Origin of the sequence: Kitasatospora sp. NPDC059462 (assembly GCF_042749955.1) — a bacterium.
Lineage (GTDB): Bacteria > Actinomycetota > Actinomycetes > Streptomycetales > Streptomycetaceae > Kitasatospora.
Genome location: NZ_JBHYUU010000006.1, coordinates 73060 through 96161, shown reverse-complemented (window position 1 = coordinate 96161; position 23102 = coordinate 73060). Strand labels below are relative to the sequence as shown.

Annotated in this window: 23 protein-coding genes; 11 read left to right on the top strand and 12 right to left on the bottom strand. The window is 75.3% G+C overall.

All coding sequences use genetic code 11. From position 1 onward, the window contains the following. Window positions 1-244: 244 nt before the first annotated feature. The 5 genes from ACFXAM_RS03340 to ACFXAM_RS03320 all read left to right on the top strand — a co-directional run bounded on the left by ACFXAM_RS03340 (window position 245) and on the right by ACFXAM_RS03320 (window position 3608). The gene (locus ACFXAM_RS03340; protein WP_380287295.1) at window positions 245-565 is read left to right on the top strand and encodes a hypothetical protein; all 321 of its coding nucleotides are present in this window, start codon (window positions 245-247) and stop codon (window positions 563-565) included. Between the two features lie 213 nt (window positions 566-778). After that, complete coding sequence (locus ACFXAM_RS03335; protein ID WP_380287294.1) at window positions 779-1459, top strand: hypothetical protein; 681 nt, start codon at window positions 779-781, stop codon at window positions 1457-1459. A gap of 207 nt (window positions 1460-1666) precedes the next feature. Then, window positions 1667-2488, top strand: a complete 822-nt coding sequence (locus ACFXAM_RS03330; protein ID WP_380287293.1) for a DsbA family protein — start codon at window positions 1667-1669, stop codon at window positions 2486-2488. 64 nt (window positions 2489-2552) lie between these two features. Further along, window positions 2553-3209: a vitamin K epoxide reductase family protein gene (locus tag ACFXAM_RS03325; RefSeq protein ID WP_380287292.1), complete on the top strand. Its 657-nt coding sequence runs from the start codon at window positions 2553-2555 to the stop codon at window positions 3207-3209. A gap of 105 nt (window positions 3210-3314) precedes the next feature. Further along, the gene (locus tag ACFXAM_RS03320; RefSeq protein ID WP_380287291.1) at window positions 3315-3608 is read left to right on the top strand and encodes a hypothetical protein; all 294 of its coding nucleotides are present in this window, start codon (window positions 3315-3317) and stop codon (window positions 3606-3608) included. On the opposite strand, the gene ACFXAM_RS03315 is transcribed toward ACFXAM_RS03320, so the two are convergent. The 3 genes from ACFXAM_RS03315 to ACFXAM_RS03305 all read right to left on the bottom strand — a co-directional run bounded on the left by ACFXAM_RS03315 (window position 3565) and on the right by ACFXAM_RS03305 (window position 5743). Then, complete coding sequence (locus ACFXAM_RS03315) at window positions 3565-4683, bottom strand: serine hydrolase domain-containing protein (protein WP_380287290.1); 1119 nt, start codon at window positions 4681-4683, stop codon at window positions 3565-3567. The genes ACFXAM_RS03320 and ACFXAM_RS03315 overlap by 44 nt on opposite strands. 90 nt (window positions 4684-4773) lie before the next feature. Next, the gene (locus tag ACFXAM_RS03310) at window positions 4774-5316 is read right to left on the bottom strand and encodes a GNAT family N-acetyltransferase (RefSeq protein ID WP_380287289.1); all 543 of its coding nucleotides are present in this window, start codon (window positions 5314-5316) and stop codon (window positions 4774-4776) included. A gap of 31 nt (window positions 5317-5347) precedes the next feature. Then, window positions 5348-5743, bottom strand: a complete 396-nt coding sequence (locus ACFXAM_RS03305; protein WP_380287288.1) for an ankyrin repeat domain-containing protein — start codon at window positions 5741-5743, stop codon at window positions 5348-5350. Window positions 5744-5991: 248 nt separating this feature from the next. Here ACFXAM_RS03305 and ACFXAM_RS03300 point away from each other — a divergent pair, with 248 nt between their 5' ends. The 3 genes from ACFXAM_RS03300 (at window position 5992) to ACFXAM_RS03290 (ending at window position 8590) form a co-directional block, all read left to right on the top strand. Then, on the top strand, window positions 5992-6186 hold the full coding sequence (locus ACFXAM_RS03300) for a hypothetical protein (RefSeq protein WP_355365556.1): 195 nt from the start codon (window positions 5992-5994) through the stop codon (window positions 6184-6186). A gap of 100 nt (window positions 6187-6286) precedes the next feature. Next, on the top strand, window positions 6287-7927 hold the full coding sequence (locus ACFXAM_RS03295; protein WP_380287287.1) for a hypothetical protein: 1641 nt from the start codon (window positions 6287-6289) through the stop codon (window positions 7925-7927). Between the two features lie 288 nt (window positions 7928-8215). Next, a complete protein-coding gene (locus tag ACFXAM_RS03290) occupies window positions 8216-8590 on the top strand; it encodes an RNA polymerase-binding protein RbpA (protein WP_380287286.1) in 375 nt (124 codons plus the stop codon). Between the two features lie 201 nt (window positions 8591-8791). On the opposite strand, the gene fxsA is transcribed toward ACFXAM_RS03290, so the two are convergent. The 4 genes from fxsA to ACFXAM_RS03270 all read right to left on the bottom strand — a co-directional run bounded on the left by fxsA (window position 8792) and on the right by ACFXAM_RS03270 (window position 13368). Beyond that, window positions 8792-9373 (bottom strand): FxsA family membrane protein, encoded by a 582-nt coding sequence (fxsA, locus tag ACFXAM_RS03285; RefSeq protein ID WP_380287285.1) that lies wholly within the window; start codon window positions 9371-9373, stop codon window positions 8792-8794. 79 nt (window positions 9374-9452) lie between these two features. Further along, window positions 9453-11090: an apolipoprotein N-acyltransferase gene (gene lnt / locus ACFXAM_RS03280; protein WP_380287284.1), complete on the bottom strand. Its 1638-nt coding sequence runs from the start codon at window positions 11088-11090 to the stop codon at window positions 9453-9455. 180 nt (window positions 11091-11270) lie between these two features. Further along, window positions 11271-12896 (bottom strand): amidohydrolase, encoded by a 1626-nt coding sequence (locus ACFXAM_RS03275; protein ID WP_380287283.1) that lies wholly within the window; start codon window positions 12894-12896, stop codon window positions 11271-11273. 31 nt (window positions 12897-12927) lie between these two features. Then, window positions 12928-13368, bottom strand: coding sequence for an Lrp/AsnC family transcriptional regulator (locus ACFXAM_RS03270; RefSeq protein ID WP_350541033.1), 441 nt, complete (start codon window positions 13366-13368; stop codon window positions 12928-12930). Window positions 13369-13596: 228 nt separating this feature from the next. Here ACFXAM_RS03270 and ACFXAM_RS03265 point away from each other — a divergent pair, with 228 nt between their 5' ends. Then, window positions 13597-14049, top strand: a complete 453-nt coding sequence (locus tag ACFXAM_RS03265) for a hypothetical protein (protein WP_380287282.1) — start codon at window positions 13597-13599, stop codon at window positions 14047-14049. A 195-nt stretch (window positions 14050-14244) separates the two neighbouring features. On the opposite strand, the gene ACFXAM_RS03260 is transcribed toward ACFXAM_RS03265, so the two are convergent. Further along, entirely contained in the window at window positions 14245-15408 is a 1164-nt protein-coding gene (locus tag ACFXAM_RS03260; RefSeq protein ID WP_380287281.1) for an acyl-CoA dehydrogenase family protein, read from the bottom strand. A 446-nt stretch (window positions 15409-15854) separates the two neighbouring features. On the opposite strand from ACFXAM_RS03260, the gene ACFXAM_RS03255 reads away from it, so the two are divergent. Then, the gene (locus tag ACFXAM_RS03255) at window positions 15855-16406 is read left to right on the top strand and encodes a uridine kinase (RefSeq protein WP_380287280.1); all 552 of its coding nucleotides are present in this window, start codon (window positions 15855-15857) and stop codon (window positions 16404-16406) included. A gap of 371 nt (window positions 16407-16777) precedes the next feature. Further along, window positions 16778-18925 carry an AAA family ATPase gene (locus ACFXAM_RS03250; RefSeq protein WP_380287308.1) on the top strand — a complete coding sequence of 716 codons (2148 nt, stop codon included), beginning with the start codon at window positions 16778-16780 and terminating at the stop codon, window positions 18923-18925. 35 nt (window positions 18926-18960) lie between these two features. Here the strand turns inward: ACFXAM_RS03250 and ACFXAM_RS03245 are convergent, their stop codons facing one another. From ACFXAM_RS03245 to ACFXAM_RS03230, 4 genes are all read right to left on the bottom strand, one after another. After that, window positions 18961-19944: an NAD-dependent epimerase/dehydratase family protein gene (locus ACFXAM_RS03245; RefSeq protein ID WP_380287279.1), complete on the bottom strand. Its 984-nt coding sequence runs from the start codon at window positions 19942-19944 to the stop codon at window positions 18961-18963. 99 nt (window positions 19945-20043) lie between these two features. Then, the gene (locus ACFXAM_RS03240) at window positions 20044-21090 is read right to left on the bottom strand and encodes a hemolysin family protein (protein ID WP_380287278.1); all 1047 of its coding nucleotides are present in this window, start codon (window positions 21088-21090) and stop codon (window positions 20044-20046) included. Further along, complete coding sequence (locus ACFXAM_RS03235) at window positions 21087-22433, bottom strand: hemolysin family protein (protein ID WP_380287277.1); 1347 nt, start codon at window positions 22431-22433, stop codon at window positions 21087-21089. The genes ACFXAM_RS03240 and ACFXAM_RS03235 overlap by 4 nt, the downstream gene beginning before the upstream one ends. 233 nt (window positions 22434-22666) lie before the next feature. Next, window positions 22667-23101, bottom strand: a complete 435-nt coding sequence (locus ACFXAM_RS03230) for a PH domain-containing protein (RefSeq protein WP_380287276.1) — start codon at window positions 23099-23101, stop codon at window positions 22667-22669. Window position 23102 lies beyond the last annotated feature (1 nt).

Below are 23102 nucleotides of genomic sequence, written 5' to 3'. Positions count from 1 at the left end.
CGGCTGGTTCATTTGTTAAAATTCCACCGGGTAGGCGGTTTCGATGTATCACCGCGCACAGCCGGCGGGCGCCGTGGGGGCTGCGCCGGGGGTGGGTTGGGGGGGGGGGTGCGGGGGGGGGGGCGGGGGGGACGGGGGCGGCGGCTGCGCCGTCCAGCTCGGCGAGGCCTGCACCGGGGCGGGCGCCGCGGACGGCTGAACGGGCGACCGGACGGGCGGGCTGACCGGCGGCACCGCCTGCACGGTGATCGGCGCCCGGGGCGGGGCCGGCCTCGCCACGTACGGCGAGGCCGCCGGTGAGACCACCGGCGGGGAGGCCGGCGAGGCGACCACGGTGGCGGACGGGGAGGCCGACGCCACCACCGGGGACGGAACGGCGGTCGGTGACGGCACCTCCGCGACGGTCGGCGTTGCAGTCGGCGTCGCAGCCGGCGTTGCGGCCGGAGAGGCGGTCGGCGTGGCCGCCGGGAACGGGCTCGGCGAGGCCGACGGCGACGGGCAGTGCCACGGCCACGGCCACGGCCAGGGCCAGGGCACCGGCCACGGCACCGGGCCGGGGGCGTAGTCCATCGCCCGATTGTCGGACCGCCCCATCCCCGCCGTCAGCGCCTGACGGTCCCTCACCAGCCCCGCGCCCCGTCAAACCCATCGCTCCGGTGAACTCCCCGCCCCCGCTCCCCGAACGAACAACCGATGCGGGACAACCAGTGCCCGGATCCGGCCGCAACCGGGGACGCGCCCTCGTGCCCGGTGTAAGGCCCGTGACATACTCCCGAACGTGACGACGACCTCCACCCACGCGACGAGGGCCCTGCGGGCCGCGGTGTTCACCGCGCTCGCCGTGCCGCTGTCCGCGCTGGGCCAGGTCCTCATCACCGGCCGTCCGCTGCCGCTCACCCTGGTGGCCCTGGCCGCCGCGGTGGTCTTCCTGGTCTCGGCCGCGCTGGCCGGCGGGGAGCGGCGGCTGCCGCAGATCGCGGCCGTGATGGTCCCGGTCGAGCTGCTGCTCAACACGACCTTCAACCTGGGCCAGACCACCTGTGGCCCGATGCTCGGCGGCGACCTCCCGGCCCGCGGCATGAACCTGCTGGTCTGCGGCGGCGGCTCGGTGGACGGATCGTCGCTGTTCTACGGCCAGTTGGGCCACTCCGGCCGGCTGGCGCCCGCCGCCACCCAGGTGCTGCTCCTGCTGGTCCACCTGGTGATCGCGCTCGCCGCGGCCGCCTGGCTGCGGCTCGGCGACGCCGCCCTGTCAGGCCTCGGGCGGGCGCTGCGCGCGCTGCGCCAGGCCGTCGCGGCGCCGCTGCGGGCGCTGGTCGTGCTGCTGGTCCCGGCGCCGGCCCGGCCGGTGCTGCGGGTGCCGCTGCCGGTCTCGGACCGCCGCCGCCCGCGCCGCGAGGACGTGGTGCTGAGCCCGGCACCGCGCCGCGGCCCGCCGCTGCTCGCGCCTGCCTGCTGACGAGCCCCCGAAGGCCGCTCCTCGACGAAGGACGGTCCTGCGAAGGTCCCGTGGCGGGCGGCGCACGACTCCGACCCCTCGCCCCGTCCCCTCCCCTGCCGACGCGCACCGTGCCGAGCCCTCCGTGCCGAGCACGCCGTGCCGCGCGCCGGAGCGGGACACCCCCGCGCGCCCTGCGGCGCGCCCCCACCACGGAGTTGACCGAGCATGGCTCACCCCAACCAGAAGCCCTCCCGCAAGCAGGCCCAGAAGATCAGCGCCCGTGAGCGCATCCAGGAGGCGCAGCGCCAGGAGAAGCTGGCCGCCAAGCGCCGTCAGCGGATCGTCGTCGCGGTCTCGGCCGCCGTCGCCCTCGCCCTGGTCGGCGGCACCGCACTGGCCATCAGCGCGGCCGGCGACGACAAGTCCTCGGCCGCGGCGGCCGAGCCGACGCAGCTGGTCGTCCCGGCGAACACCTCCGGCGCCGACGGCACCGTGATCGCCTACGGCAAGCCGGACGCCGCGCACACCCTCCAGGTGTTCGAGGACTTCCGCTGCCCGGTCTGCAAGACCTTCGAGGCCTCCAACGGCGAGACCGTCAAGAAGCTCGCGGACGAGGGCACCGTCAAGGTCGAGTACCACCTGGCCGCGTTCCTGGACAAGAACCTGACCGGGAAGGGCTCGCGCACCGCGCTGGCCGCGATCGGCGCCGCGGTGAACGAGGGCGTGGACAAGTTCAAGGCGTACCACGACGTGCTGTACGCCAACCAGCCGGACGAGCGCGAGGACGCCTTCGGTGACGTCAACCACCTGCTGGAGCTGGCCGACAAGGTGCCGGGCCTGAAGACGGACGCGTTCGTCAAGGCGGTCAACGAGCGGACGTACGCGCCGTGGGCGAAGAAGGTCGCGGACGCGTTCAACGACAGCGGGGTGACCGGGACCCCGACGGTGAAGGTGGACGGCAAGCCGCTGACGCTGTTCAGCGGCAACCGCCCGGTGACGCCGGAGCAGTTCACCGCCCAGGTGAAGCAGGCCGCGGGCTTGCAGTGAGCACCACCGGCCCGGCCGATTCCCGGCCGGGCCGGCCCCTTCCTCACCCACGGAGTGCTCTGCCATGACCGCATCGACCGCTCTGCCCGGCTCCTCCTCCCGCCTCCCCGCCCCCGCTCCCGCCTCGGCGCCGATCGGCGCGGGCCGCACGTTCTCGCTGTTCGTCCTGCTCGCCGCCCTGATCGGGCTGGCCGCCTCGGCGGTGCTGACCTTCGACAAGCTCCGCATCCTGGAGGACCCCTCCTACATCCCGAGCTGCAACCTCAACCCGGTGATCAGCTGCGGTTCGGTGATGCGCACCGACCAGGCCGAGGTGTTCGGCTTCCCCAACCCGCTGCTGGGGCTGGCCGCGTTCGGCGCGCTGGCGGCGGTCGGCGCGGGGCTGCTGGCGGGGGCCGCGTACCGCCGGTGGTTCTGGCTCGGCCTGCAGGCGGGCACGCTGTTCGGGGTGGGGTTCGTCCACTGGCTGATCGACCAGGCGCTGTACGACATCGGCGCGCTCTGCCCGTACTGCATGGTGGTCTGGGCGACGGTGGTGCCGCTGTTCTGGTACACGACGCTGCACAACCTGCGCTCCGGGGTGATCCCGGTCGGGCCCCGGCTGCGGCCGGTGGTCCGGGAGGCGGCGCGCTACCACTGGGCGCTGCCGGTGCTGTGGGCGGCGGTGATCGCGCTGCTGATCCTCAACCGGTTCTGGTCGTACTGGTCCACGCTGATCTGACGCCCCGCCACCCACCGGGTGTTCGCGGCGCCGTACGCGACCGTTCTCGCCCTGGACCCGACGGGTTCGCGAGGCATCGGGTACAGGCCTCCTCCCCTGCTGGAGATGACGTGTCCCCGCCGGATCCGGTCGGCCGCCACCGCGGCCACCGGGGCCCGGTCCGGGGGCACCGTCGTCCCGGCCCTGCTGCGGCGGCTGGTCGACGGCGCCGGGCCCGCCGAGGCGGCCCGGTCGTACGCCGAGCGCTACGGCGGGACGGTCGGCATCGAGGACCTCCTCGCCGACCTCGGCGAGCCGGGCTTCCTGCGCGACCCGGACGAGGCCCCCGCGCCCCGCAGCCGCGCCGGGGGCGGTCCTACCCGAAGACCGCCCGGCGGAAGGCGTTGCGCAGCTCGGTGAGCGGCCGGAAGTCCCGGTCGTAGTGGACCTTGTTGGTGAGCAGCAGCGCCCAGCGGCCGCGGCGGCGGGAGACCCAGAGCGCGGTGCCGGTGAAGCCGTAGTGGACGAAGGTGCCCTCGGCCGGATCGGTGCCGGCGGCGCAGAGCCAGGACAGGCCCCGGGCGGGCGCCAGTCCGCCGGTCTGCACCCGTAGCGACTCGGCGATCCACGGTCCGGCCCACGGCAGCGCGGACCCGGCGGCCGCGCCGCCCCCCTCGCCCCCGCCACCCCTCTCGCCCGCGCCGTCCCCGACGGCCCCGGGGAGCAGCGCGGCGAGGAAGCGCTCCAGGTCACGGGCGGTGGAGAAGGCTCCGGCGTTGCCGGAGACGCCGCCGAGCAGCCGCGCCGAGGGGTCGTGCACGACGCCGCACAGCACCCGGCCGGCACTCCGCTCGTACTCGGTGGGGGCGGTGCGGCCGGCGGGATCCGGGCCGAGCGGGCCGTAGCGGGTGTCGGCCATGCCGAGCGGCCGCCAGGTCTGCCGGGCGGCGAGTTCGTCCAGCGGCGCACCGGCCAGGGACTCCACCAGGTGGCCGAGCAGCACCGCGGCCCGGTCGGTGTACTCGACGGCGACGCCGGGCGGCCGGTGCAGCGGGGCGGCGAGCACCCCGGCGCGGATCGCGGCCGGGTCGGTGCCGTACAGCTCGGCGAACCGGGTGCGCAGCGGCAGTCCGGCGGTGTGGGTGAGCAGCTGACGGGCTGTCACCGCGCCGACGGGGCGGCCCGCGGCCGGTGGCCAGTAGTCGCCGAGGGGCCGGTCGAGCGGCAGGCGCCCGGCCTGCCGGAGGGCTCCGGCGCAGGGCCAGAGTGCGACGATCTTGGTGAGGCTGGCCAGGTCGAACACCGTGTCGTGGTCCATCGGCCGCGCGCCGTGGGGCCCTCGGCCGAGCACGCCGGCGCGGCCGCGCCCCCGGACGCCGCCCGCGTCGCCCGCCGACCAGACACCGCCGGTCCCGGCGGCGCGCAGCCCGGCGCCCACCAGCCGGTCCAGCGGTCCTCCGGGCGCCGCGAGTTCGGCGAGCGGGGCAGCCGGCACCGATCCGGTCATCCGTTCCGCCCCCGTCCCGCGGTCCCTCCCGAGCGGGCCCGTCGGACCCGTCGGGAGGCTACCCGGCGGCGGCCACGGTCAGACGCCGGACGCGCCGCCGAACTCCTTGCCGAGGCAGATGCTCTGCTCGGACTCGCGGTAGAGGCCGAACTTCTCTATCGGCTCGTAGCCCTCGGAGGCGTACAGGGCGACGGCCTCGGGCTGCTCGGTGCCGGTCTCCAGGATGAACCGGGTGCGCCCGGCCTCGGCGGCGGTCCGCTCCAGCCGGCGCAGCACCACCCGGGCCAGCCCGCGGCCGCGGGCCCGGGGCCGGACGAACATCCGCTTCAGCTCGGCGTCGGTGGCACGGATGCCGAACGGCGCCGCCTCCTTGGCCCGCCAGCCGCCGCAGGCGACCGGTTCGCCGTCCAGGTAGGCGACCAGGAAGAGCCCGGCCGGCGCCTCGAAGTGCTCGGGATGCAGCTCGGTGAGATCGGCCTCGCCGTAGCGGCGTACGTACTCCTGCTGGACCTCGGCCGTGAGGAGCCGGGCGTCGGGGTGGCCGAAGCCGGTGATCCGGATCTCGATGCCGCCGTCCTCGGTGTCGTGCACGAAGGGTCCGCCGGTGGTGGTGCTCTCCATGCCGCAAGCCTACGGCCCGGCCCCGGCGCTCCTAGGACCGGCCCTCGAAGCGGGCGACCAGCGCCTCCTTCCCGAACATCCGGGCGGTGTCGACGGCGGACGGGGTACCGGCGGACGGGTCGGCGCCACCGGCGAGCAGCGCGTCGAGGACGTCGTCGGCGCCCTTGAAGACGGCGCCGGCCAGCGGGGTCTGGCCCCGGTCGTTGGCCCGGTTCGGGTCGGCGCCGCGCTCCAGCAGCACGCCGACGGTGGCGGCGTGCCCGTGGTAGGCGGCGAGCATCAGCAGGGTGTCGCCCCGGTCGTTGGTGAGGTCGGCGGGGGCGCCGGCATCGACGTACGCGGCGAGGGTGGCGGTGTCGCCGGCCCGGGCGGCGTCGAAGAGCTTGCCGGCCAGGGCGATCACGTCGGCGTCGGGGGTGTCGGTCATGTCTCGGCCTTTCTCCGGGGACGACGCCCGCGCGGGGCCCGTCCGGCGTTGTCGGTGGTCGCGCCGGACGCACGCTAGCGCACGGCGCGCGGGCCCGGGGGTCCCGCGACCGTTCGGGCGAACTTTCCGGCACGGAGCGGCAACTCCCGGAAACCACCCATTTGCCCCGTTCCATCAGCTATTACCTTTTGTCACGATTGTGGCACTTTCCGTGGCACTGTCCCCGTACCCTCCCCGAGGAGCAGATCGTGATCCTCTCGATTTCCGGCATCGTCCTGTTCGGCACCATCGCCTTCCTCTTCTTCCGCAGGGACGGACTCAAGGTCTCCCATGCCCTCGTCTGCGCCCTCTTCGGCTTCTACGTCGCCGGCTCCTCGATCGCGCCGAGCATCACCGCGGGCGGCGCCAGCCTCGCCGGCCTCCTCGGCGGCATCAAGTTCTAGGACCCCCGCACGGGCCCGGGGCGCGGATCCCACCGCCCCGGGCCCGGTCGTTGCAGCACGCCCCTCCCACCGACCGTCCCACTCGCCCGGGGAGCCAGGAATGCCACTCAACCGCCACCACCTCAGCAAGGGCCGCGACCTCGTCCGCACGGCCGGCGACCACGCCTCCGACATGTTCGCGCCGCTCACCGTCATCGGCCGCGGGCTGCGCCACCACGCCGCCTGGGCCAAGGACCGCTGGCAGGCCACCCCGAAGGACCGGCGCGGGCCGACGCTCTTCCTGACCGCCGCGATGCTGATCGGGATCTACCTGCTGCCGCACGGCCTGCTGTTCGCGCTGATCGCGCTGATGGCCAGCGCCGCCTGGGCGGGCCGCGCGCCCAAGGCCGCGCCCGCCGCGCCCGAGCCGGACCTCGCGGACGTCAAGCTCACCGCGCTGTACGCCGCGCTCACCCCGTACCTGGCCGGGCCGGAGGGATTCAGCCCGCTCTACCACTACGAGGGCAGCTACCGGGACGTCTTCTCCGGGTGGGAGTTCGACGCCGAGGGCCGGCTCGCCCGGCTGGAGATCGCCTACCCCGCGTACTTCACCGACACCGAGCCCGGCGCCCGGGCCCGGATCGAGCAGGTCGTCCAGGGCAAGGCCGGGCGGGCCAGGGAGTACCGCTTCGACTGGGACGAAGAGTCCAACACGCTGCGGATCGCCGCGCTGGCGCCGCTGCCCGCGGACATCGCCGCCCAGCGGTTCGTGGCGGCCCCGGGCGAGATCGTGCTCGGCTTCACCGACGAGGACGGCAGCGCCCGCACCATCCCGGTGCACCAGGGCGGGGCGCTCACCCAGCAGCCCCCGGTGGTCTGGCGCACCGGACCGCGCTCGGCCGAGCCGCACCTGCTGGCACTCGGCGTCAGCGGCTACGGCACCTCCAGCCTGGTGCGCTCGGTGGCGCTGCAGGCCCTGCCGTTCGCCGACCTGGTGGTGATCGACGGCGCCGGGACCGGCGAGCACGCCTGCCTGGTCAACCGGCCCGGCGTGCACACCGTGGAGACCAGCCTGCACGGCGCGCTGGCCGCGCTGCAGTGGGCCGCCGAGGAGACCGGACGCCGGCTCACCGTGCTCAACGCCGCCCGGCACACCGGCACCGCCCCGCCGCAGGACGTCAGCCGGCCGCTGTGGCTGCTGCTGGACCACCCCACCGAGCTGAGCGAGCTGGCCCACGCCGAGGGCCGCCCGGACCCTCAGGACCTGCTGGAGCTGCCGCTGCGGCACGGCCGGGCGGCCCGGGTCACCGTGGTGGTCGCCGACGACATCGAGGCCCGGGACCGGATCTCCCCGAGCGTGCGGGCCACCACCCGGGCCCGGGTGGTGCTCGGTCCGGCCGGCCCCGAGGAGGGCCACGCGGCGCTCGGCGTTCCGCTGGACATCGTGCCCGCCGCCCAGGCCCCCGCCGGGCGCGGCTACGCCCGGATCGGCACCGGCGCCCCGGTCCGGCTCCAGGTGCCGGCCACCGTCGACCCGCTGGACGAGGACGCCCCGGCCGCGCTGCGGGACGCGGTGATCGCCCTGCTGCCGCACCGCGACACCCGCACCGAGGCGCCCGCCCCGGCCGTGCCCGGCCGGCCGGTGGAGCCGCTCCCGGCGGAGCCCGGCGACGGGCCGCGGCCCGCGCCGCTCCCCGAGCCGCTCCCCGGGGTGGACCTCGCCAAGAGCCCGGCCGCGCTACGCTTCCGCCCGCTCGCCTGATCGGCCCGCCCGGCCCCGGAGCGGAGGGGCGGCGCATGCCGCCGGCTGCGCTCCCGGTACGCTCGTGCGGGAACGGCGGCCCGATCGCCAGATGTGAAATAGGTGACACCTGGGGTGATATCACCGGCCAGATGTGACAAATCGGGCGCCGGTGGGTACAAACAGGGGCGGCACGACAGACGACGCATGTCCCGGGACGGGAATCTTCGTCGGAAGCCGAGCGTTGACCGAACGACGAAGAACAGCGACCACTAGTCCTGTGGGCCATAAGCCCGGGAGGCACGATTCATGAGCGAGCGAGCTCTCCGCGGCACGCGACTCGGGGCCACTAGCTACGAGACCGACCGTGGTATCGATCTGGCTCCCCGCCAGACCGTCGAGTACGCATGTCAGAACGGACACCGATTCGAGGTTCCCTTCTCGGTCGAGGCGGAGATTCCCGCAGTTTGGGAATGCCGTTTCTGCGGCCAGGAGGCGGCCCTCCTCGACGGCGACGAGCCGGAGGAGAAGAAGGTGAAGCCGACGCGCACCCATTGGGACATGCTGATGGAGCGCCGGACGCGCGAGGAGCTGGAGGAGGTGCTGGCCGAGCGGCTGGCCGTGCTCCGCTCCGGTGGGATGAACCTCGCGGTGCACCCGCGGGACACCCGCAAGAGCGCCTGACCCCGCTCCCGCCGACGGGCGGGAGCACGCGAAAAGGGACCCTGGTCACCAGGGTCCCTTTCGCGTGGCCCGGATCCGCCGGGAGCCGCGCACGGGAAGCGGACGTGCGGGAACGCACGGGAAGCGGACGTACGGGAAACGGATGTGCCCGGACGCGCGGGGCGTCCGGGCACGTCCGGGCAGATCCGGGAAGGCGGACGGTCAGCCGTTGATCGGCGGCCGGTAGGTGGTGTCCGGCCCCTGCGGCCCGGCCCCCGGACCGCTGCCCGGCTCGACCACCTCGCCCTGGATCACTTTGCCGTCGGGGCGGTGGATGCGCAGCTGCTCCTGCAGCCGCATCGCGTCCGCGAACGGATCGGCGCCGACACCCGACGTGGAGCGCAGCGCCTTGTCGGCCACCCGGCGCCCGCCCGCCCGCCACAGCGCGCGGGTCGGCGGGAACAGCAGGGTCAGCGCCAGGACGTCCGAGAGGAACCCCGGCAGGATCAGCAGCAGGCCGGCCAGCACGGTCAGGCTGGTGCCGGTCTGCGGCTGCTTCGACTTCGGGTCACGGGTCTGCTCGAAGGCGGCCGACAGCGCCCGCGCGCCGGCCCGCTTGATCAGCGAGCCGCCGATCACCGCTCCGGCGATCAGCAGCAGCACCACGGTCAGGCCGCCCAGCCACGAGCCGACCTGGACCAGCAGCCAGATCTCCAGCACCAGCCAGGCGGTCAGCAGCAGCGGCAGCACCCGCCGCAGCTTCGAGCGCGGCGCCGGACGGGCGGGGGTAGCTTGCTGGGTCACGGTACGAATCCACTCCAAGCGGTGCTCTGCGCGCCGCACGGGAGGTCCGGGCCGGCTACGGCACCACCTGGTCCAACGATCAGCCGGCGGCCGGTGTTCCACCGGGGGCGGCGGCCGCGGCGGCGCGCCGCCGGCGGGTGAGCAGGACGCCACCGGCGCAGGCGAGCAGGCCGGCCACCGCGAGGGTCCACTCGGGGGCGGCGCCGACCCGGTCGGCGACGGTGGTGCCGTCGCGCAGCGGGACGGTCGCGGACAGCTCGGCGGCGGTCAGCTCCTCGGTGCGCTGGACGACGCTGCCGTCCGGGGCGATCACCGCGCTGATGCCGCTGGTCGCGGCGATCAGCACCGCGCGGCCGTGCTCGACGGCGCGCAGCCGGCTCATCGCGAGCTGCTGCTCCGGCTGGCCGGTCTTGGCGTAGGTGGCGTTGTTGGTCTGCACGACGAGGACCCGGGCGCCCTGGTCGACGGTGTCGCGGACGATCTCGTCGTAGGCGACCTCGAAGCAGATGACGTCGCCGATCCGGGCCGGGCCGAGCTGCATGACGCCGTTGTGGTCCCCGGGGTAGAAGTCCCGGGCGACCCGCTGGAGGCGGGTGATGACCTTGGACAGCTGGTCGCGGAAGGGCACGTACTCGCCGAACGGCACGGGGTGCTGCTTGGTGTACGAGGCGCCGGGGCCGGTCTTCGGGTCCCAGACGATGCCCTCGTTCTGCACGTGCTGCTCGTCGGGTCCGTCGACCAGGGTGCCGACCAGGGTGGGCACGCCGATCGCGCGCACCGCCTCGTCGATCCGCGCGTAGGCCAGCGGGTCGCTGAACGGGTCGAGGTCGGAGGAGTTCTCCGGCCAGATCACGATGTCCGGCTTCTCGGCCCGGCCGGCCTTGATGTCCGCGGCGAGCTTCTCGGTGGCGGCGGCGTGGTTGTTGAGCACCATCATCGGGCGGCCGAGGAAGTCCATGCCGGGGTTGGGCACGTTGCCCTGGATGACGGCGACCTTGACGGTGTCGGCGGGCGCGGTGGGCACCGGGACCAGGTAGCCGGCGAGCAGTGCGGCGACGGCGCCGAGGCCGGCGGCCGCGGCCTGCACCGGGCGCCGCGCGGCGCCCCGGCCGGCCACCCGCAGGGCGGCCCAGGCCAGCAGGGTGCCGGAGAGGGCGACCGCGAAGGTCACCAGCGGGGCGCCGCCGAGCGCGGCCAGCGGGGTGTACGGGGTGGCGGTGTTGGCGAAGGCCAGCCGGCCCCAGGGGAAGCCGCCGAGCGGCAGCCGGTCGCGGGCCCACTCCTGGGTGATCCACAGGCAGGCGCCCCACAGCGGCCAGGCGGGCAGCCGGGAGGTGACGGCGAGGCCGGAGCCGAGAGCGGCCAGGAACAGCGCCTCGACGACCGACAGGCCGATGGTGGCGTCCCAGCCGACCACCCGCAGCCAGCTCAGCAGCATCAGGAAGAACGGCAGGCCGAAGGCGAAGCCGGTCCAGGCGGCCTGCCGCGCCGTGCGGCCCCGGGTGAGCAGGGAGAGCGCGGCGACGCCGAGGACCGACAGCGGCCAGAGGTCGAAGGGCGGGAAGGCCAGCGCGAGCAGCAGTCCGGCCAGCGCGGCCAGGCCCGTGCGGGGAAGGCCGGCCCGGATCCTGGCGAGGGCGCGGGCGCCGCGGCCCGGGCCCGGTGCCTCGTCGGGGGACTCGGGTGCGGTCCCGGACCGCTCCTGGGTGACGGGCATGGCCACCGTCGCACCATCTCTCTCGCCGCCGCCCCGCAGGGGAACGGGGACGGCTGTTCGGACGCTGTCCGAAGAAGGTACCCCGGAACGACACCCGGCCGTGAGCTGAGGGTCGTACCGGTGCGGGGCGGGGGGCGGCCGGTCGCGTCACCGGCCGCCCCCCCGCCGTACCGGCGCGCGTTACCCGGCGGCCGCCAGGTGCACGGTGCGGCCGCGGACCACGGTGCGCAGGCAGACCGGCAGCGGCTCGCCGGGGGTGAGGTCGGGCAGGCCCGGGGTGCCGGAGCGCGGGTCGGTCGACCAGCCGGCCACCCGGTCGTCGGGGGCCTGGACGACCAGGTCGCCGGCGGCCCAGATCGCGAAGCTGGCGACCGCGCCGGGCACGAGCACGCCGTCCTGGTCGCGGCCGATCGCGCGCCAGCCGCCGCGGGTGTGGGCGGTGAACGCGGCCCGCACGGAGATCCGGTGCGCGGGGGTGCGGTGGAAGGCGGCGGCCCGCACGGTGCCCCAGGGGTCGAGCGGGGTGACCGGGGCGTCCGAGCCGAAGGCCAGCGGGACGCCGGAGCGCAGCAGCGCGGCGAACGGGTTGAGCGCGGCGGCCCGCTCGGCGCCCAGGCGCTGGACGTACATGCCGTCCTCGCCGCCCCAGGCGGCGTCGAAGGCGGGCTGCACGGAGGCGGTCAGGCCCAGGGCGGCGAAGGCGGCGACGGTCTCGTCGTCCAGCGCCTCGGCGTGCTCGACCCGGTGGCGCAGCGCCCGGACCCGGTCGGCGCCGACCCGGTCGCCGGCGGCCCGCACGCCCTCGACGACGGCGGCGACCGCGGCGTCGCCGATGGCGTGGAACCCGGCCTGGAGGCCGGCCTCGGTGCACGCGGCGACGTGGTCGGCGACCTGGGCGGCGGTCAGGTAGGCGGCGCCGGTGTGCGGGGCGTCGCTGTAGTCGTGGCGCAGGCAGGCGGTGTGCGAGCCGAGCGCGCCGTCGACGAAGAGGTCGCCGCCGGCGCCGACGGCGCCGAGCCGGCGGGCGGTCTCGACGCCGCCGCGCTCGCTCAGCTCGCCCCAGTAGCCGAACACCTCGGGGCCCGTGCCCTCGGCGGCCAGCTCCAGCAGGGCGGTGAGGTCCTCCTCGGAGGAGATCCCGGGGCCGGCGCACTCGTGCAGCGCGCCGATGCCGAGTTCGGCGGCGCGGGCCAGCGTGGCGCGCTGGGCGGCGTGCCGCTGGCCGGGGGTGAGGCGGGCGAGCGCGGTCAGCCGCACGGCGTGGTGGGCGTCGCGGGTGAGCGGGCCGTCGGGGTGGAAGCCGGACTGCTCGGCGAGGCCGTCGGTCAGCGCGCGCAGGGCGCTGGTGGCGAGGCCGGAGTGCACGTCGGTGCGGGAGAGGTAGACGGCGGCGCCACCGGCGGCGGCGTCCAGCTCGGCGAGGGTGGGCGGGCGGCCCTCCGGCCAGCCGGTCTCGTCCCAGCCGTGGCCGATCAGCACGCCGCCGGGCTGCTCCTCGGCGGCGACGAAGTCGGTGAGGGCGGCGAGGGCGGCGGCCAGCGAGGGGGTGCCGGTGAGGTCGAGGCCGGTGAGCGCGAGCCCGGCGGAGGTGGCGTGGACGTGGGCGTCGACGAAGGCGGGGGTGACCAGGGCGCCGTCCAGTTCGACGATCTCGTCGGCGGTCCGCGCGTACGCCTCGGCGGCGCCGTCGCTGCCGACCCAGGCGACGTGCTCGCCCTCGACGAGCATGGCGGTGGCGAAGGGGTCGGCGGGGCTGTAGACGGCGCCGCCGCGCAGCAGGACGGTCCGGAAGGTGCGTTCGGTCATGCGGCCTAGTCTGCACCCCCGCACGCGCTGGTCAGAGCTTCGGGGGGCGCGCCTCGTAGGGGGTGGACAGCACGACGGTGGTGCGGGTGGACACGCCGGCGGCGCTGCGGATGCGGGCCAGCAGGTCCTCCAGGTCGCCGGGGGCGCCGACGCGGACCTTGAGGATGTAGTTCTCGTCGCCGGCGACGCTGTGGCAGGCCTCGATCTCGGGCAGGTCGGCCAGCCGCTCCGGCGTGTCGTCCGGGGCGCTGGGGTCGAAGGGTTTGACCGAGATGAAGGCGGTCAGCGCCAGGTCGACGGCGTCCGGGTCGACGATCGCGGTGTACCCGCGGATCACCCCGCGCTGTTCCAGCCGGCGCACCCGCTGGTGAACCGCCGAGGTGGACAGGCCGGTGGCCTTGCCCAGGTCCGTGTAGCTCATCCGGCCGTCCTGGAGGAGCAGCTGGACGATGCGTTGGTCGAGATCCTCCACAAGGCGCAAACCTACCCCCTCGGGGGCGCGTGGATCACGGCGCGGGGGCGCGCGCTGCCACCAGGCGCGCCCCGGGGTGCCGCGCGGGCACATGCCGGACGAATGTGGCGAAGGACACACCCGGTGCATCACAGTGCGCCGAACCGCAGGGTTATGAGTCCGTTTCGGCGGGAAGTGCTGGTTGTGGCCCCGGGCGACCACGCCGGGCCCGATCCGAGGGGGATCACCATGCGCGTTACCGACCAGCGCCCGACGGGCGCGGACGACGCCCACGATATGACCGACCGCGAGGACCTCGCGGTCCCCGACGAGACCCTGCCGGGGGTGGATCCGGGCGAGGCGGACACCTGGGAGATCGTCCGGGTGCACTGCCCTTCGTGCCGGCGCCCGATCGCCCTGGTGGGCGACGAGGAGCGGCTCCCGCAGCACGCCGTCCTGCCGCGGCCCTGGCACCCCTTCTCGCCCGCGCTCTGCCCCGGTTCGGGCACGCCGACGGACGACCTGGCCGAGGTGGAGAGCGCCGAGGACGCCGGGTCCGGCGCGCTGGACGCGCTGCCGGCGCTGCCGGGCGAGCACGACTGGCGCACCCAGCCGTTCTCGCACGCGCTGGTCCACCGCCCGGTCCGCTCGGTGCCCGCGCCGGCCATCCCCGAGCAGCGGAGCCGGTTCTCGCGGCGCTGAACCCCCGCACGCCGCGCGGCCTCTGACGGTTCGACGAACGGTTCGACGAAAGTCCGGACGCAGTCCGGCGCAGTCCGACGACAACGGCCTCCGGGCGTCGCTCCGCACCCTGGAGCGGCGCCCGGAGGCCGTTCGCGGGCCGCCCCGCCCGGCACCCGCGCGCGGCGGGCGGGGCGGGAGCGGCCGGTCGGGGGGTCAGGACTTCGTGAGGTGGCGGCCGATCACCAGGCGCTGGATCTGGTTGGTGCCCTCGACGATCTGCAGCACCTTGGCCTCGCGCATGAAGCGCTCGGCCGGGAAGTCCTGGGTGTAGCCGTAGCCGCCGAGCACCTGGACGGCGTCGGTGGTCACCCGCATCGCGGCGTCGGTGCAGAACAGCTTGGCCATCGCCGCCTCCTTGGAGAACGCCAGGCCGGCGTCGCGGCGGCGGGCGGCGGCCAGGTAGAGCGCGCGGCCGGCCTCGATCTGGGTGGCCATGTCGGCGAGCATGAAGGACAGGCCCTGGAAGTCGGCGATCGGCCGGCCGAACTGCCGGCGGGTGCCGGCGTACTCGACGGCGAGGTCGAGCGCGGCCCGGGCGACGCCGATCGCGCAGGCGGCGATGCCGAGCCGGCCGGAGTCCAGCGCGCCGAGCGCGATCTGGAAGCCCTGGCCCTCGGTGCCGATCAGCCGCTCGCGGGGGACCCTGGCGCCGTCGAAGTGCAGCTGGGCGGTCGGCGAGGACTTCATGCCCATCTTCTGCTCCGGCGGGGCGGCCGAGAGGCCCTCCTGGTCGCCGGGCACCAGCAGGCAGCTGATGCCGCGCGAGCCCTCCTCGCCGGTGCGCACCAGGGCGCTGTAGAAGTCGGCCCGGCCGCCGTGGGTGATCCAGGCCTTGGTGCCGTTGACCACGTAGTCCTCGCCGTCCAGCTCGGCGCGGGTGCGCAGGGCGGCGGCGTCGGAGCCGGACTGCGGCTCGGAGAGGCAGTAGGCGCCGAGCTGCTCGCCGGAGAGCATGCCGGGCAGCCAGCGGTCGCGCTGCTCGTCGGTGCCGAAGGTGGCGAGCGCGTGGCAGGAGAGGGTGTGCACGCTGACGCCGAGGCCGATGGCCAGCCAGCCGGACGCCAGCTCCTCCAGGACCTGGAGGTAGACCTCGTAGGGCTGGTCGCCGCCGCCGTGGCGCTCCTCGTAGGGGAGCGAGAGCAGTCCGGCCTCGCCGAGCGTGCCGAAGACCTCGCGCGGGAACCGGCCTGCGGCCTCGTCCTCCGCGGCGCGCGGCAGCAGCTCGCGCTGGACGAGGTCCCGGGTGAGGGCGAGGAGCTCACGGGCCTCCTCGCTGGGCAGCTGGCGGTCGACGGCCTTCGCGGGGGAGGTGGTCATGGTGGCTGGTCGCCTCCTCGGTCGTGCGCCGGGCCCCGAGGAGTGGTCGGGCCCGCGCGGGGTGTGGCAGCTCGGCCCGGCCGGCACCGGATCACGGTGAACGGCCGTTCACATGCTCGGCGATGCGAGTATGCCCGATCGCGGCGCCGGCGTCACGACCTGCACCGGATCACTGTCCGTACCGGCGCACCGGCCCCCGTAGGGTTGACGTTGTGGCTGCTTCCAAGACTTCCGCCGCCCCGGTAGTGGGGCCCCGCACCGCTGCCGCGTCCGGCGGACGCGCTGCTCCCGGCGCGAGCGGTGCTCCCGGTGCGTGCGGTGTTCTTGATCCGAGCGGCGCTCCTGGTGCGAGCGGTGCTCCCGGTTCAAGCAGCGCTGCCGGCACGAGCGCCGCTCTCGAAGCGCTCGCCGCCGAGCTGCGGGCGCTGCCGCCGTCCTGCGGTCCGGTGCGGCTGGTCGCCGTGGACGGGCACGCGGGCTCGGGCAAGACCACCTTCACCGGCCGGCTGTCGGCCGCGCTGGGCGGCGCCCCGGTGGTGCACCTGGACGACCTGGCGACGCACGCCGAGCCGTTCGACTGGACCGGCCGACTGCGCGCGCAGGTGCTGGAGCCGCTGGCGGCGGGCCGGGACGCGCGGTACCGGGTGTACGACTGGACGCTGCGCCGGTTCGCCGGCACGGCCGAGGTGCTGTCCGCACCGGTGGTCCTGGTCGAGGGGGTGGGCGCCGGGCGGCGCGCGGTGCGGCCGTGGCTCAGCCGGCTGGTGTGGATGGACCTGGACGCGGCGGCGGCCCGGCGGCGCGGCGAACAGCGGGACGGCCCGGAGCTGGCGGAGTTCTGGGCCGGCTGGGCGGTCGCCGAATCGGCGCATTTCGCCGCCGACCCGAGCCGTCCGCACGCCGGCACGGTGGTCGACGGGGTGACCGGGCGGATCGCGCCGAGCACCGTCGGTGAACCTTCAACAATCACCTTGACCTGCGGGATCACCAGGAAATAGGTTCTCACTCGTTGCCGGATTCCTGGATTCCGCGACCTCGGACCCGGTATCCCCGGCTTGTTCCCCCGTGAGCCGGGGATATCGTCCGACCATCCCGCCCCGGATCCGGCCATCCGTCAACGCCCGCCCGCCCGATCGCTTTTGACATCGTGCGGCACCCTTCCGGATCAGCCCGGCGCCGGTACGATTCCTCGCAGGCGCATCTGCGCCCCGGGGGCAGACGACCACCGGCGGGGTCCCGCCCACCACCGCACCGGCCGGGCCCCGAGCCACACCGCGGGGGGCGTTGAGTGACGAACGAGAGTTCCCAGAGCAACAACGCGGGCGGCCCGGCACCGAACCGGCTCGCCGACCGCGCCTGGCTGCGTGCCATGGACGCCTACACGGCCGGCGCGTACAGCCGCGCCGAGGAGGAGTTCCGGGCCGCCGTGCGGCTCGACCCCGGCATGGCCGACGCCTGGCTCGGCCTGCACGCGCTGCGCAGCGACACCTCCGGCGCGCTGCTCGCCATGCACCGCCACCGCAAGCGCTTCGGCGAGCAGCGCCGGCGCCACGCCCGGCCGCTCAGCTCCTGGTACTGGCTCGGCTGGTGGGTGCAGCCGGTGCTGGAGACCCCCCGCGACCTGGCCCTCGCCCACGCCTCGCACTGGCTGGACGGCCGTCACCTCGCCGAGCTGGACCAGGCGCTGGAGCAGTGCCCGACCCCCGCCGAGGACCCGTCGGCCCGCTTCCTGCACGCCTGCCGCTCCTATCTGCTCAAGGACTGGGAACAGCTGATCCGGGACACCGACCGGCTGCTCGACGACGCGCTGCTCGGCATCGAGGCCGGGCTCTTCGCCGGCATGGCGCGGGTCCGGCTGGACATGTGCGCCCAGGCGCAGGCCCCGCTCGCCGCCTCGCTCGCCCGCTGCCGTTCCGAGCAGCCGCAGCGCAAGGAGCTGCGCTACTGGCTGGGCCGCGCCTACGAGGGCGCCGGGCGCAGCGCGGCCGCGTTACCCCTCTACCGGGCGGTGCACCGTGCCGATCCGTCGTTCATGGACACCGCGGCCCGGCTCGCGGCGATCGCCGCCGAGGACGCCGTCGCCGACACCCTGCTGGACGCGCTCGGCGGGGGCCGGGAGGCCGGACGGGCGGGCGGGCCGGAGGAGGACGCGCTGGACGCCGCGCTGCTGGACCCGCCGGACTTCGACCCGCCCGGGGCCCCCGGAGGCCCGGACCCCTTCGGCGGCCCGGTGCTCGACGGGCCGCTCACCGACGACGCGCTCACCGGAGCGCCGTTCACGGACGGTCCGTTCACGGACCTCCCGTTCGCCGATGCCCCGTTCGCCGACGCCCCGTTCGCCGACGGGTCCCTGCCGGACGCGCCGTTCCCGGACGCGCCGTTCCCGGACGAGCCCCTGCCGGACGGGGCGGACGCGCCGGAGCCGGACGTCGGCCGCTCCCCGGTGGTGCCGACCGCCGCCGGTCCGGGCGCGGGCACCGACAACAGGTCCGGCCCGAGCGGCGCACCGCCCCCGCTGGCCGCCGGCGGACGCTCCGGCTCCACCGCGCCGCAGCCCGCCGCCGTCTCCCCCGCCGCGCCCGCGCCGGCGCGCGGCCCGGCCGCCCTTCCCCGCCTCACCAGCACCTCCCCGGCGCTCGAACGCGAGGGCGACCAGGCCGAGTTGGACGCCGCGCTGGCCGAACTCTCCCGGATGGTCGGCCTGGAGCCGGTCAAGCGGCAGGTGCGGGCGCTCTCCGCCCAGCTGCGGATGGCCCGGCTGCGCGCCGAACAGGGCCTGCCGGTCCAGCCGCCCAAGCGCCACTTCGTCTTCTCCGGCCCCTCCGGCACCGGCAAGACCACCGTGGCACGGATCCTGGGCCGGGTCTTCCACGCCCTCGGCCTGCTCTCCGGCGACCATCTGGTCGAGGCCCAACGGGCGGACCTGGTCGGCGAGTTCCTCGGTCAGACGGCCGTCAAGGCGAACGAGCTGATCGACTCCGCGCTGGACGGCGTGCTCTTCATCGACGAGGCCTACAGCCTCTCCAACTCCGGCTACAGCAAGGGCGACGCGTACGGCGACGAGGCGCTCCAGGTCCTGCTCAAGCGTGCCGAGGACAACCGGGACCGGCTGGTGGTGATCCTGGCCGGCTACCCCGAGGGCATGAACCGGCTGCTGGCCACCAACCCCGGTCTGAACTCCCGCTTCACCACCCGGGTCGACTTCCCCAGCTACCGCCCCGGCGAGCTGACCGCGATCGGCGCCGCGCTCGCCGGGCAGGACGGCGACGGCTGGGACGAGGACGCCGCCGAGGAGCTGGCCTCGATCTGCACCCACGTGGTGCGCGAGGGCTGGATCGACGAGCTCGGCAACGGGCGGTTCATCCGCACCCTGTACGAGAAGTCCTGCGCCTACCGGGACCTGCGGCTCACCCTGCTGCGCGAGCCGCCCGGCCGGGAGGACCTCGCCACGCTGCGGCTGCCGGACCTGGTGCAGGCCTACGGCGAGCTGATCGACGGCCGGGGCCGGAGCGCGTAGCCCCGGCCCCGGCCACCGGCGGGCGGGGTGCGGCGTCAGCCGGCCAGCACCCCGGCCTCCTTCTCCGGGGCCAGGCCGACCGCCGGCCGGTCCGGGCGCTGCGGGGCGACGCCGCCGATCGAGCGCAGCCACGCCCAGGTGTCGGCGACCGTCTCGGCCGCCGGCCGGCAGCGCAGCCCGGCGGCGAGCGCCCTGCTCACGTCCGCGCCGTGCACGGTGTCGTACAGCTCGCCCGGCGGGACCCAGAACGGCAGCTCCGTCCACGGCTCGATCCCGGCCGCGGCGACCGCCTCCGGGGCCGTCCAGCGCAGCTCGGCGTCCGCACCGGTGACCGCCGCGCAGGCCTCCAGCAGTTCGCCGGTGGTGCTGTGCCCGCGCGGGCCGACCAGGTCGTAGGGGCCGCCGAGGCCGGCCGCGAGGGCGTCCAGGGTCCAGCCGGCGAGGTCGCGGACGTCGATGAACTGGAGGCCGAGGCCGCGCGGGCCGGGGGCGAGCACCGGGCCGCCGCGGGCGATCCGGTTCAGCCACCAGGGCAGCCGGCCGATGTTCTCGTACGGTCCGACGATCAGCCCGGCACGGATCAGCAGCGCCCGGTCACCGAAGGCCTCCAGCGCCGCCAGTTCCCCGCCGCGCTTGGACTCGGCGTAGGGCACCTCGCCGTCGTCCGGCGAGCCGTCCACCACCGGGGCGCTCTCGTCGGCGCCGGCCGGCGTCGGGTAGGCGTACACCGACCGGCTGGACACGTAGGCGTAGCGCCCGGCCCGGCCGGCCAGCAGGCGGGCGCTGTCGCGCACCGCCGACGGGGCGGCCGACCAGGTGTCCACCACCGCGTCCCACTCCCCCTCGGCCAGGGCGGCGAGCCCGCCCCCGGCCGTGCGGTCCCCGTGCAGGACCCGCGTCCCGGGCGGCGCGGCGTGCGTCCCCCGGTGGAAGACCGTCACCTCCCATCCCCGCTCCAGCGCCGCCTCGGCGACGGCCCGCCCCACGAACTCCGTACCACCCAGCAGGAGAAGTCTCATGCCGACCACCCTGCACAACGGGTGGCCGGCATGGGAACGGCGGCACGCTCAGAGCGGAATCGCCCGTAGCGGAGCGGCTTCGGGAACCAGGACGTGGTCCTACGCGGCCGAGCGGTGGTCGGGGTCGTACACCTCGCCGACCAGCTCCTCCAGCACGTCCTCCAGCATCACCACGCCGAGGGTGCGCCCGTCCTGGTCGAGGACGGCCGCGAGGTGGCAGGCGGCCCGGCGCATCGCGCCCAGCGCGTCGTCCAGCGGCAGGGTGCCGCGCAGCACGGTGATCGGCCGCCACAGGCGGGCCGGGACCGGCACCGTCGGGTCCTCGACGTCGAGGATGTCCTTGAGGTGCAGGTACCCGAGGTAGCCGTGGCCGGCCGGGTCGCCGTCGGTGACCGGGAAGCGCGAGAAGCCGGTGCGCAGCGCCAGCTCCTCGATCTGGGCGGCGGTCACCTTGGTGTCCACGGTGACCAGCTGCTCGGGGGTGAGCAGGACGTCGGTGAGCGGGCGGCGGCCCAGCTCCAGGGCGTCCTCCAGGCGCTCCTGGCGGTCCTTCTCCAGCAGTCCGGCGTCCCGCGAGTCGGCGAGCAGGTACATCAGCTGCTCGGTGGTGAACACCGACTCCACCTCGTCCTTGCTCTCCACCTTGAACAGCTTGAGCACGCCGTTGGCGAAGGAGTTGAGGAAGGCGATCACCGGGGCCAGCCAGCGGGCGAGCCGGTCCAGCGGCGGGCCGAGCCAGAGCGCGGCCTTCTCGGGGCCGGCCAGCGCCATGTTCTTCGGCACCATCTCGCCCATCACCATGTGCAGGTAGACCACCACGGCCAGCGAGATGCCGTACGCCAGCGGGTGCTGCAGGCCGGCGGGGATGCCCATCGCGTGGAACGGGCCCTCCAGCAGGTGGGCGATGGTCGGCTCGGCGAGCGCGCCCAGGCCCAGCGAGCAGACGGTGATGCCGAGCTGGGCGGCGGCGAGCATCGCGGAGACGTTGGACAGCGCGTGCAGCACGGTGCGGGCGCGCTTGTTGCCCGCCTCGGCGAGCGGTTCGATCTGGCTGCGGCGGACCGAGACGACGGCGAACTCGGCGCCGACGAAGAAGGCGTTGCCGAGCAGCAGCAGGAGGGCGACGGCCAGTTGGAGCGCGGTCATCGGGTCCCGTCCTCGTCGTCGCCCAGGAAGTGGTGGTGGTCGGCGGTGCGTTCCACCCGGACCCGGCTGGTCCGGTGGCGGTCCACGGCCTCGACGGTGAACCGCCAGCCGGGCAGTTCGGTCTGCTCACCGGGGTCGGGGAGCTTGCCGAGCAGGTCGGCGACCAGGCCGGCCAGCGTCTCGTACGGGCCCTCCGGGGCGTGCAGGCCGATGGCCTCCAGCTGGTCGAGCCGGGCGCGGCCGTCGGCCGCCCAGACGGGCTGCCCCTCGACCGGCGCCAGCGGCAGCAGTTCGGGGGTGTCGGCGGGGTCGTGCTCGTCCTGCACCGCGCCGACGATCTCCTCGACGATGTCCTCGACGGTGACCACGCCGGCGGTGCCGCCGTACTCGTCGACCACGATGGCCATCGGCTGGAGGCGGCGCAGCTGGTCGAGCAGCCGCTCGGCGGGGAGCGTCTCGGGCACCAGCAGCGGCGGGACGGAGAGGTCGGCGACCCGCACCGAGCCGCGCCGCTCGGCGGGCACGGCGAGCGCGTCCTTGAGCGTGACGGTGCCGGTGACCTCGTCCAGGCTGTCGGTGTAGACCGGGAAGCGGGACAGGCCGGTGGCCCGGGTGAGGTTGAGGACGTCGGCGGCGCTGGCGTCGCGCTGGAGCGCGGAGACGTCGACGCGCGGGGTCATCACGGACTCCGCGGTGAGGTCGCCGAGGCCGAGGGTGCGCACGAACAGGGTGGCCGACTCCTCGTCTATCGCGCCCGCCTTGGCGGAGTGCCGGGCGAGCGAGACCAGCTCGGCGGGGGTGCGGGCGTGGCCCAGCTCCTCCTGCGGCTCGATGCCGAAGGCCCGCACGGTGCGGTCGGCGGAGCCGTTCAGCACGCTGATCAGCGGGCGGCAGACCCGGGAGAACGCCATGTGCGGGGCGGCGACCGCGCGGGCCACCTGGAGCGGGTGGGAGATCGCCCAGTTCTTCGGGACGAGCTCGCCGATCACCATCTGGACGACGGTGGCGAGCAGCATGCCGATCACCACGGCGGCGCCGCGGGCGGCGCCGGCGGGCAGGCCGATGCCGGTGAACACCGGCTTCAGCAGGGTCGACAGGGCGGGCTCGGCGAGCATGCCGACCACCAGCGAGGTGACGGTGATGCCGAGCTGGGCACCGGAGAGCTCGAAGGAGAGGTGCCGCAGGGCCCGGGAGACCCGGCCGGACTTGGCGTCCCCGGCCTCGGCGGCGCGCTCGACGGCGCCGCGCTCCACGGTCACGAAGGCGAACTCGGCGGCCACGAAGAGGCCGTTGGCGAGGATGAGCAGGAGGGCCGCGAACAGCAGCAGCCAGGCGGTGATCACAGTGCCGCCTGCCTTCCGGGGGTCGGAAGGAGGGCGGCGCAGGTACTACCGGACGGATCGTCCATGGACGGGGAGTGTCACTCCTCAGGTCGATTTCGGGCAGGGCAATGCCTTTGCCCCGCTTTTACCAGCGTAGACCATACCCGTGCGACCGTCGGATCCGCGTTCGGACCCGCCCGGAGCGCGGTACCGGGCACGCTCGCGCCGGACGGGGCACGGCCGCCGCGCCTCGCTCAGCCGCTGTTCCGGGCGACCAGGTCGCGCAGGGCGCGGGCGTCGGCGATGGCCTGGGCCTTGCCCACCCCGGACTGGATGCCGACGGCGGCCAGCGAGGTGCCGTCGGCGAGGTCGAGGGTGGCCCACGGGTCGCCCTGGCGGAAGTTCACGCCGATGACCTCGGCCCAGGCCAGCCGGCGGCTGCGGACGAAGTTGACCACGGTGATGCCCTCGGCGTCGGCGCTGACCCGCGGCCGGGCCAGCATCAGGCCGACGCCGGCGAACAGCACGCCGCTGACCGCCATCATGATCCGGTCGTTGAGCTGCCAGTTCGCCGGGAGGGCGACGGCCAGCACCGCGAACAGCACCACCAGCAGCGCGCAGACCGGCAGCAGCACGGCGCGGGTGCGGCGCGGGGCCCAGGTGACGGGGAACTCGGCGGGGGTGGACACG

What these genes read in the sequence shown, in the direction of transcription:
- ACFXAM_RS03265 (WP_380287282.1), top strand. Translation starts at nt 13,597, where the DNA reads ATGCGCGTTACCGACCAGCGCCCGACGGGCGCGGACGACGCCCACGAT.
- ACFXAM_RS03290 (WP_380287286.1), top strand. Translation starts at nt 8,216, where the DNA reads ATGAGCGAGCGAGCTCTCCGCGGCACGCGACTCGGGGCCACTAGCTAC.
- ACFXAM_RS03240 (WP_380287278.1), bottom strand. Translation starts at nt 21,090, where the DNA reads ATGACCGCGCTCCAACTGGCCGTCGCCCTCCTGCTGCTGCTCGGCAAC.
- ACFXAM_RS03250 (WP_380287308.1), top strand. Translation starts at nt 16,778, where the DNA reads ATGGACGCCTACACGGCCGGCGCGTACAGCCGCGCCGAGGAGGAGTTC.
- ACFXAM_RS03305 (WP_380287288.1), bottom strand. Translation starts at nt 5,743, where the DNA reads ATGACCGACACCCCCGACGCCGACGTGATCGCCCTGGCCGGCAAGCTC.
- ACFXAM_RS03320 (WP_380287291.1), top strand. Translation starts at nt 3,315, where the DNA reads ATGACGTGTCCCCGCCGGATCCGGTCGGCCGCCACCGCGGCCACCGGG.
- ACFXAM_RS03310 (WP_380287289.1), bottom strand. Translation starts at nt 5,316, where the DNA reads ATGGAGAGCACCACCACCGGCGGACCCTTCGTGCACGACACCGAGGAC.
- lnt (WP_380287284.1), bottom strand. Translation starts at nt 11,090, where the DNA reads ATGCCCGTCACCCAGGAGCGGTCCGGGACCGCACCCGAGTCCCCCGAC.
- ACFXAM_RS03325 (WP_380287292.1), top strand. Translation starts at nt 2,553, where the DNA reads ATGACCGCATCGACCGCTCTGCCCGGCTCCTCCTCCCGCCTCCCCGCC.
- ACFXAM_RS03260 (WP_380287281.1), bottom strand. Translation starts at nt 15,408, where the DNA reads ATGACCACCTCCCCCGCGAAGGCCGTCGACCGCCAGCTGCCCAGCGAG.
- ACFXAM_RS03330 (WP_380287293.1), top strand. Translation starts at nt 1,667, where the DNA reads ATGGCTCACCCCAACCAGAAGCCCTCCCGCAAGCAGGCCCAGAAGATC.
- ACFXAM_RS03295 (WP_380287287.1), top strand. Translation starts at nt 6,287, where the DNA reads ATGCCACTCAACCGCCACCACCTCAGCAAGGGCCGCGACCTCGTCCGC.
- ACFXAM_RS03275 (WP_380287283.1), bottom strand. Translation starts at nt 12,896, where the DNA reads ATGACCGAACGCACCTTCCGGACCGTCCTGCTGCGCGGCGGCGCCGTC.
- ACFXAM_RS03245 (WP_380287279.1), bottom strand. Translation starts at nt 19,944, where the DNA reads ATGAGACTTCTCCTGCTGGGTGGTACGGAGTTCGTGGGGCGGGCCGTC.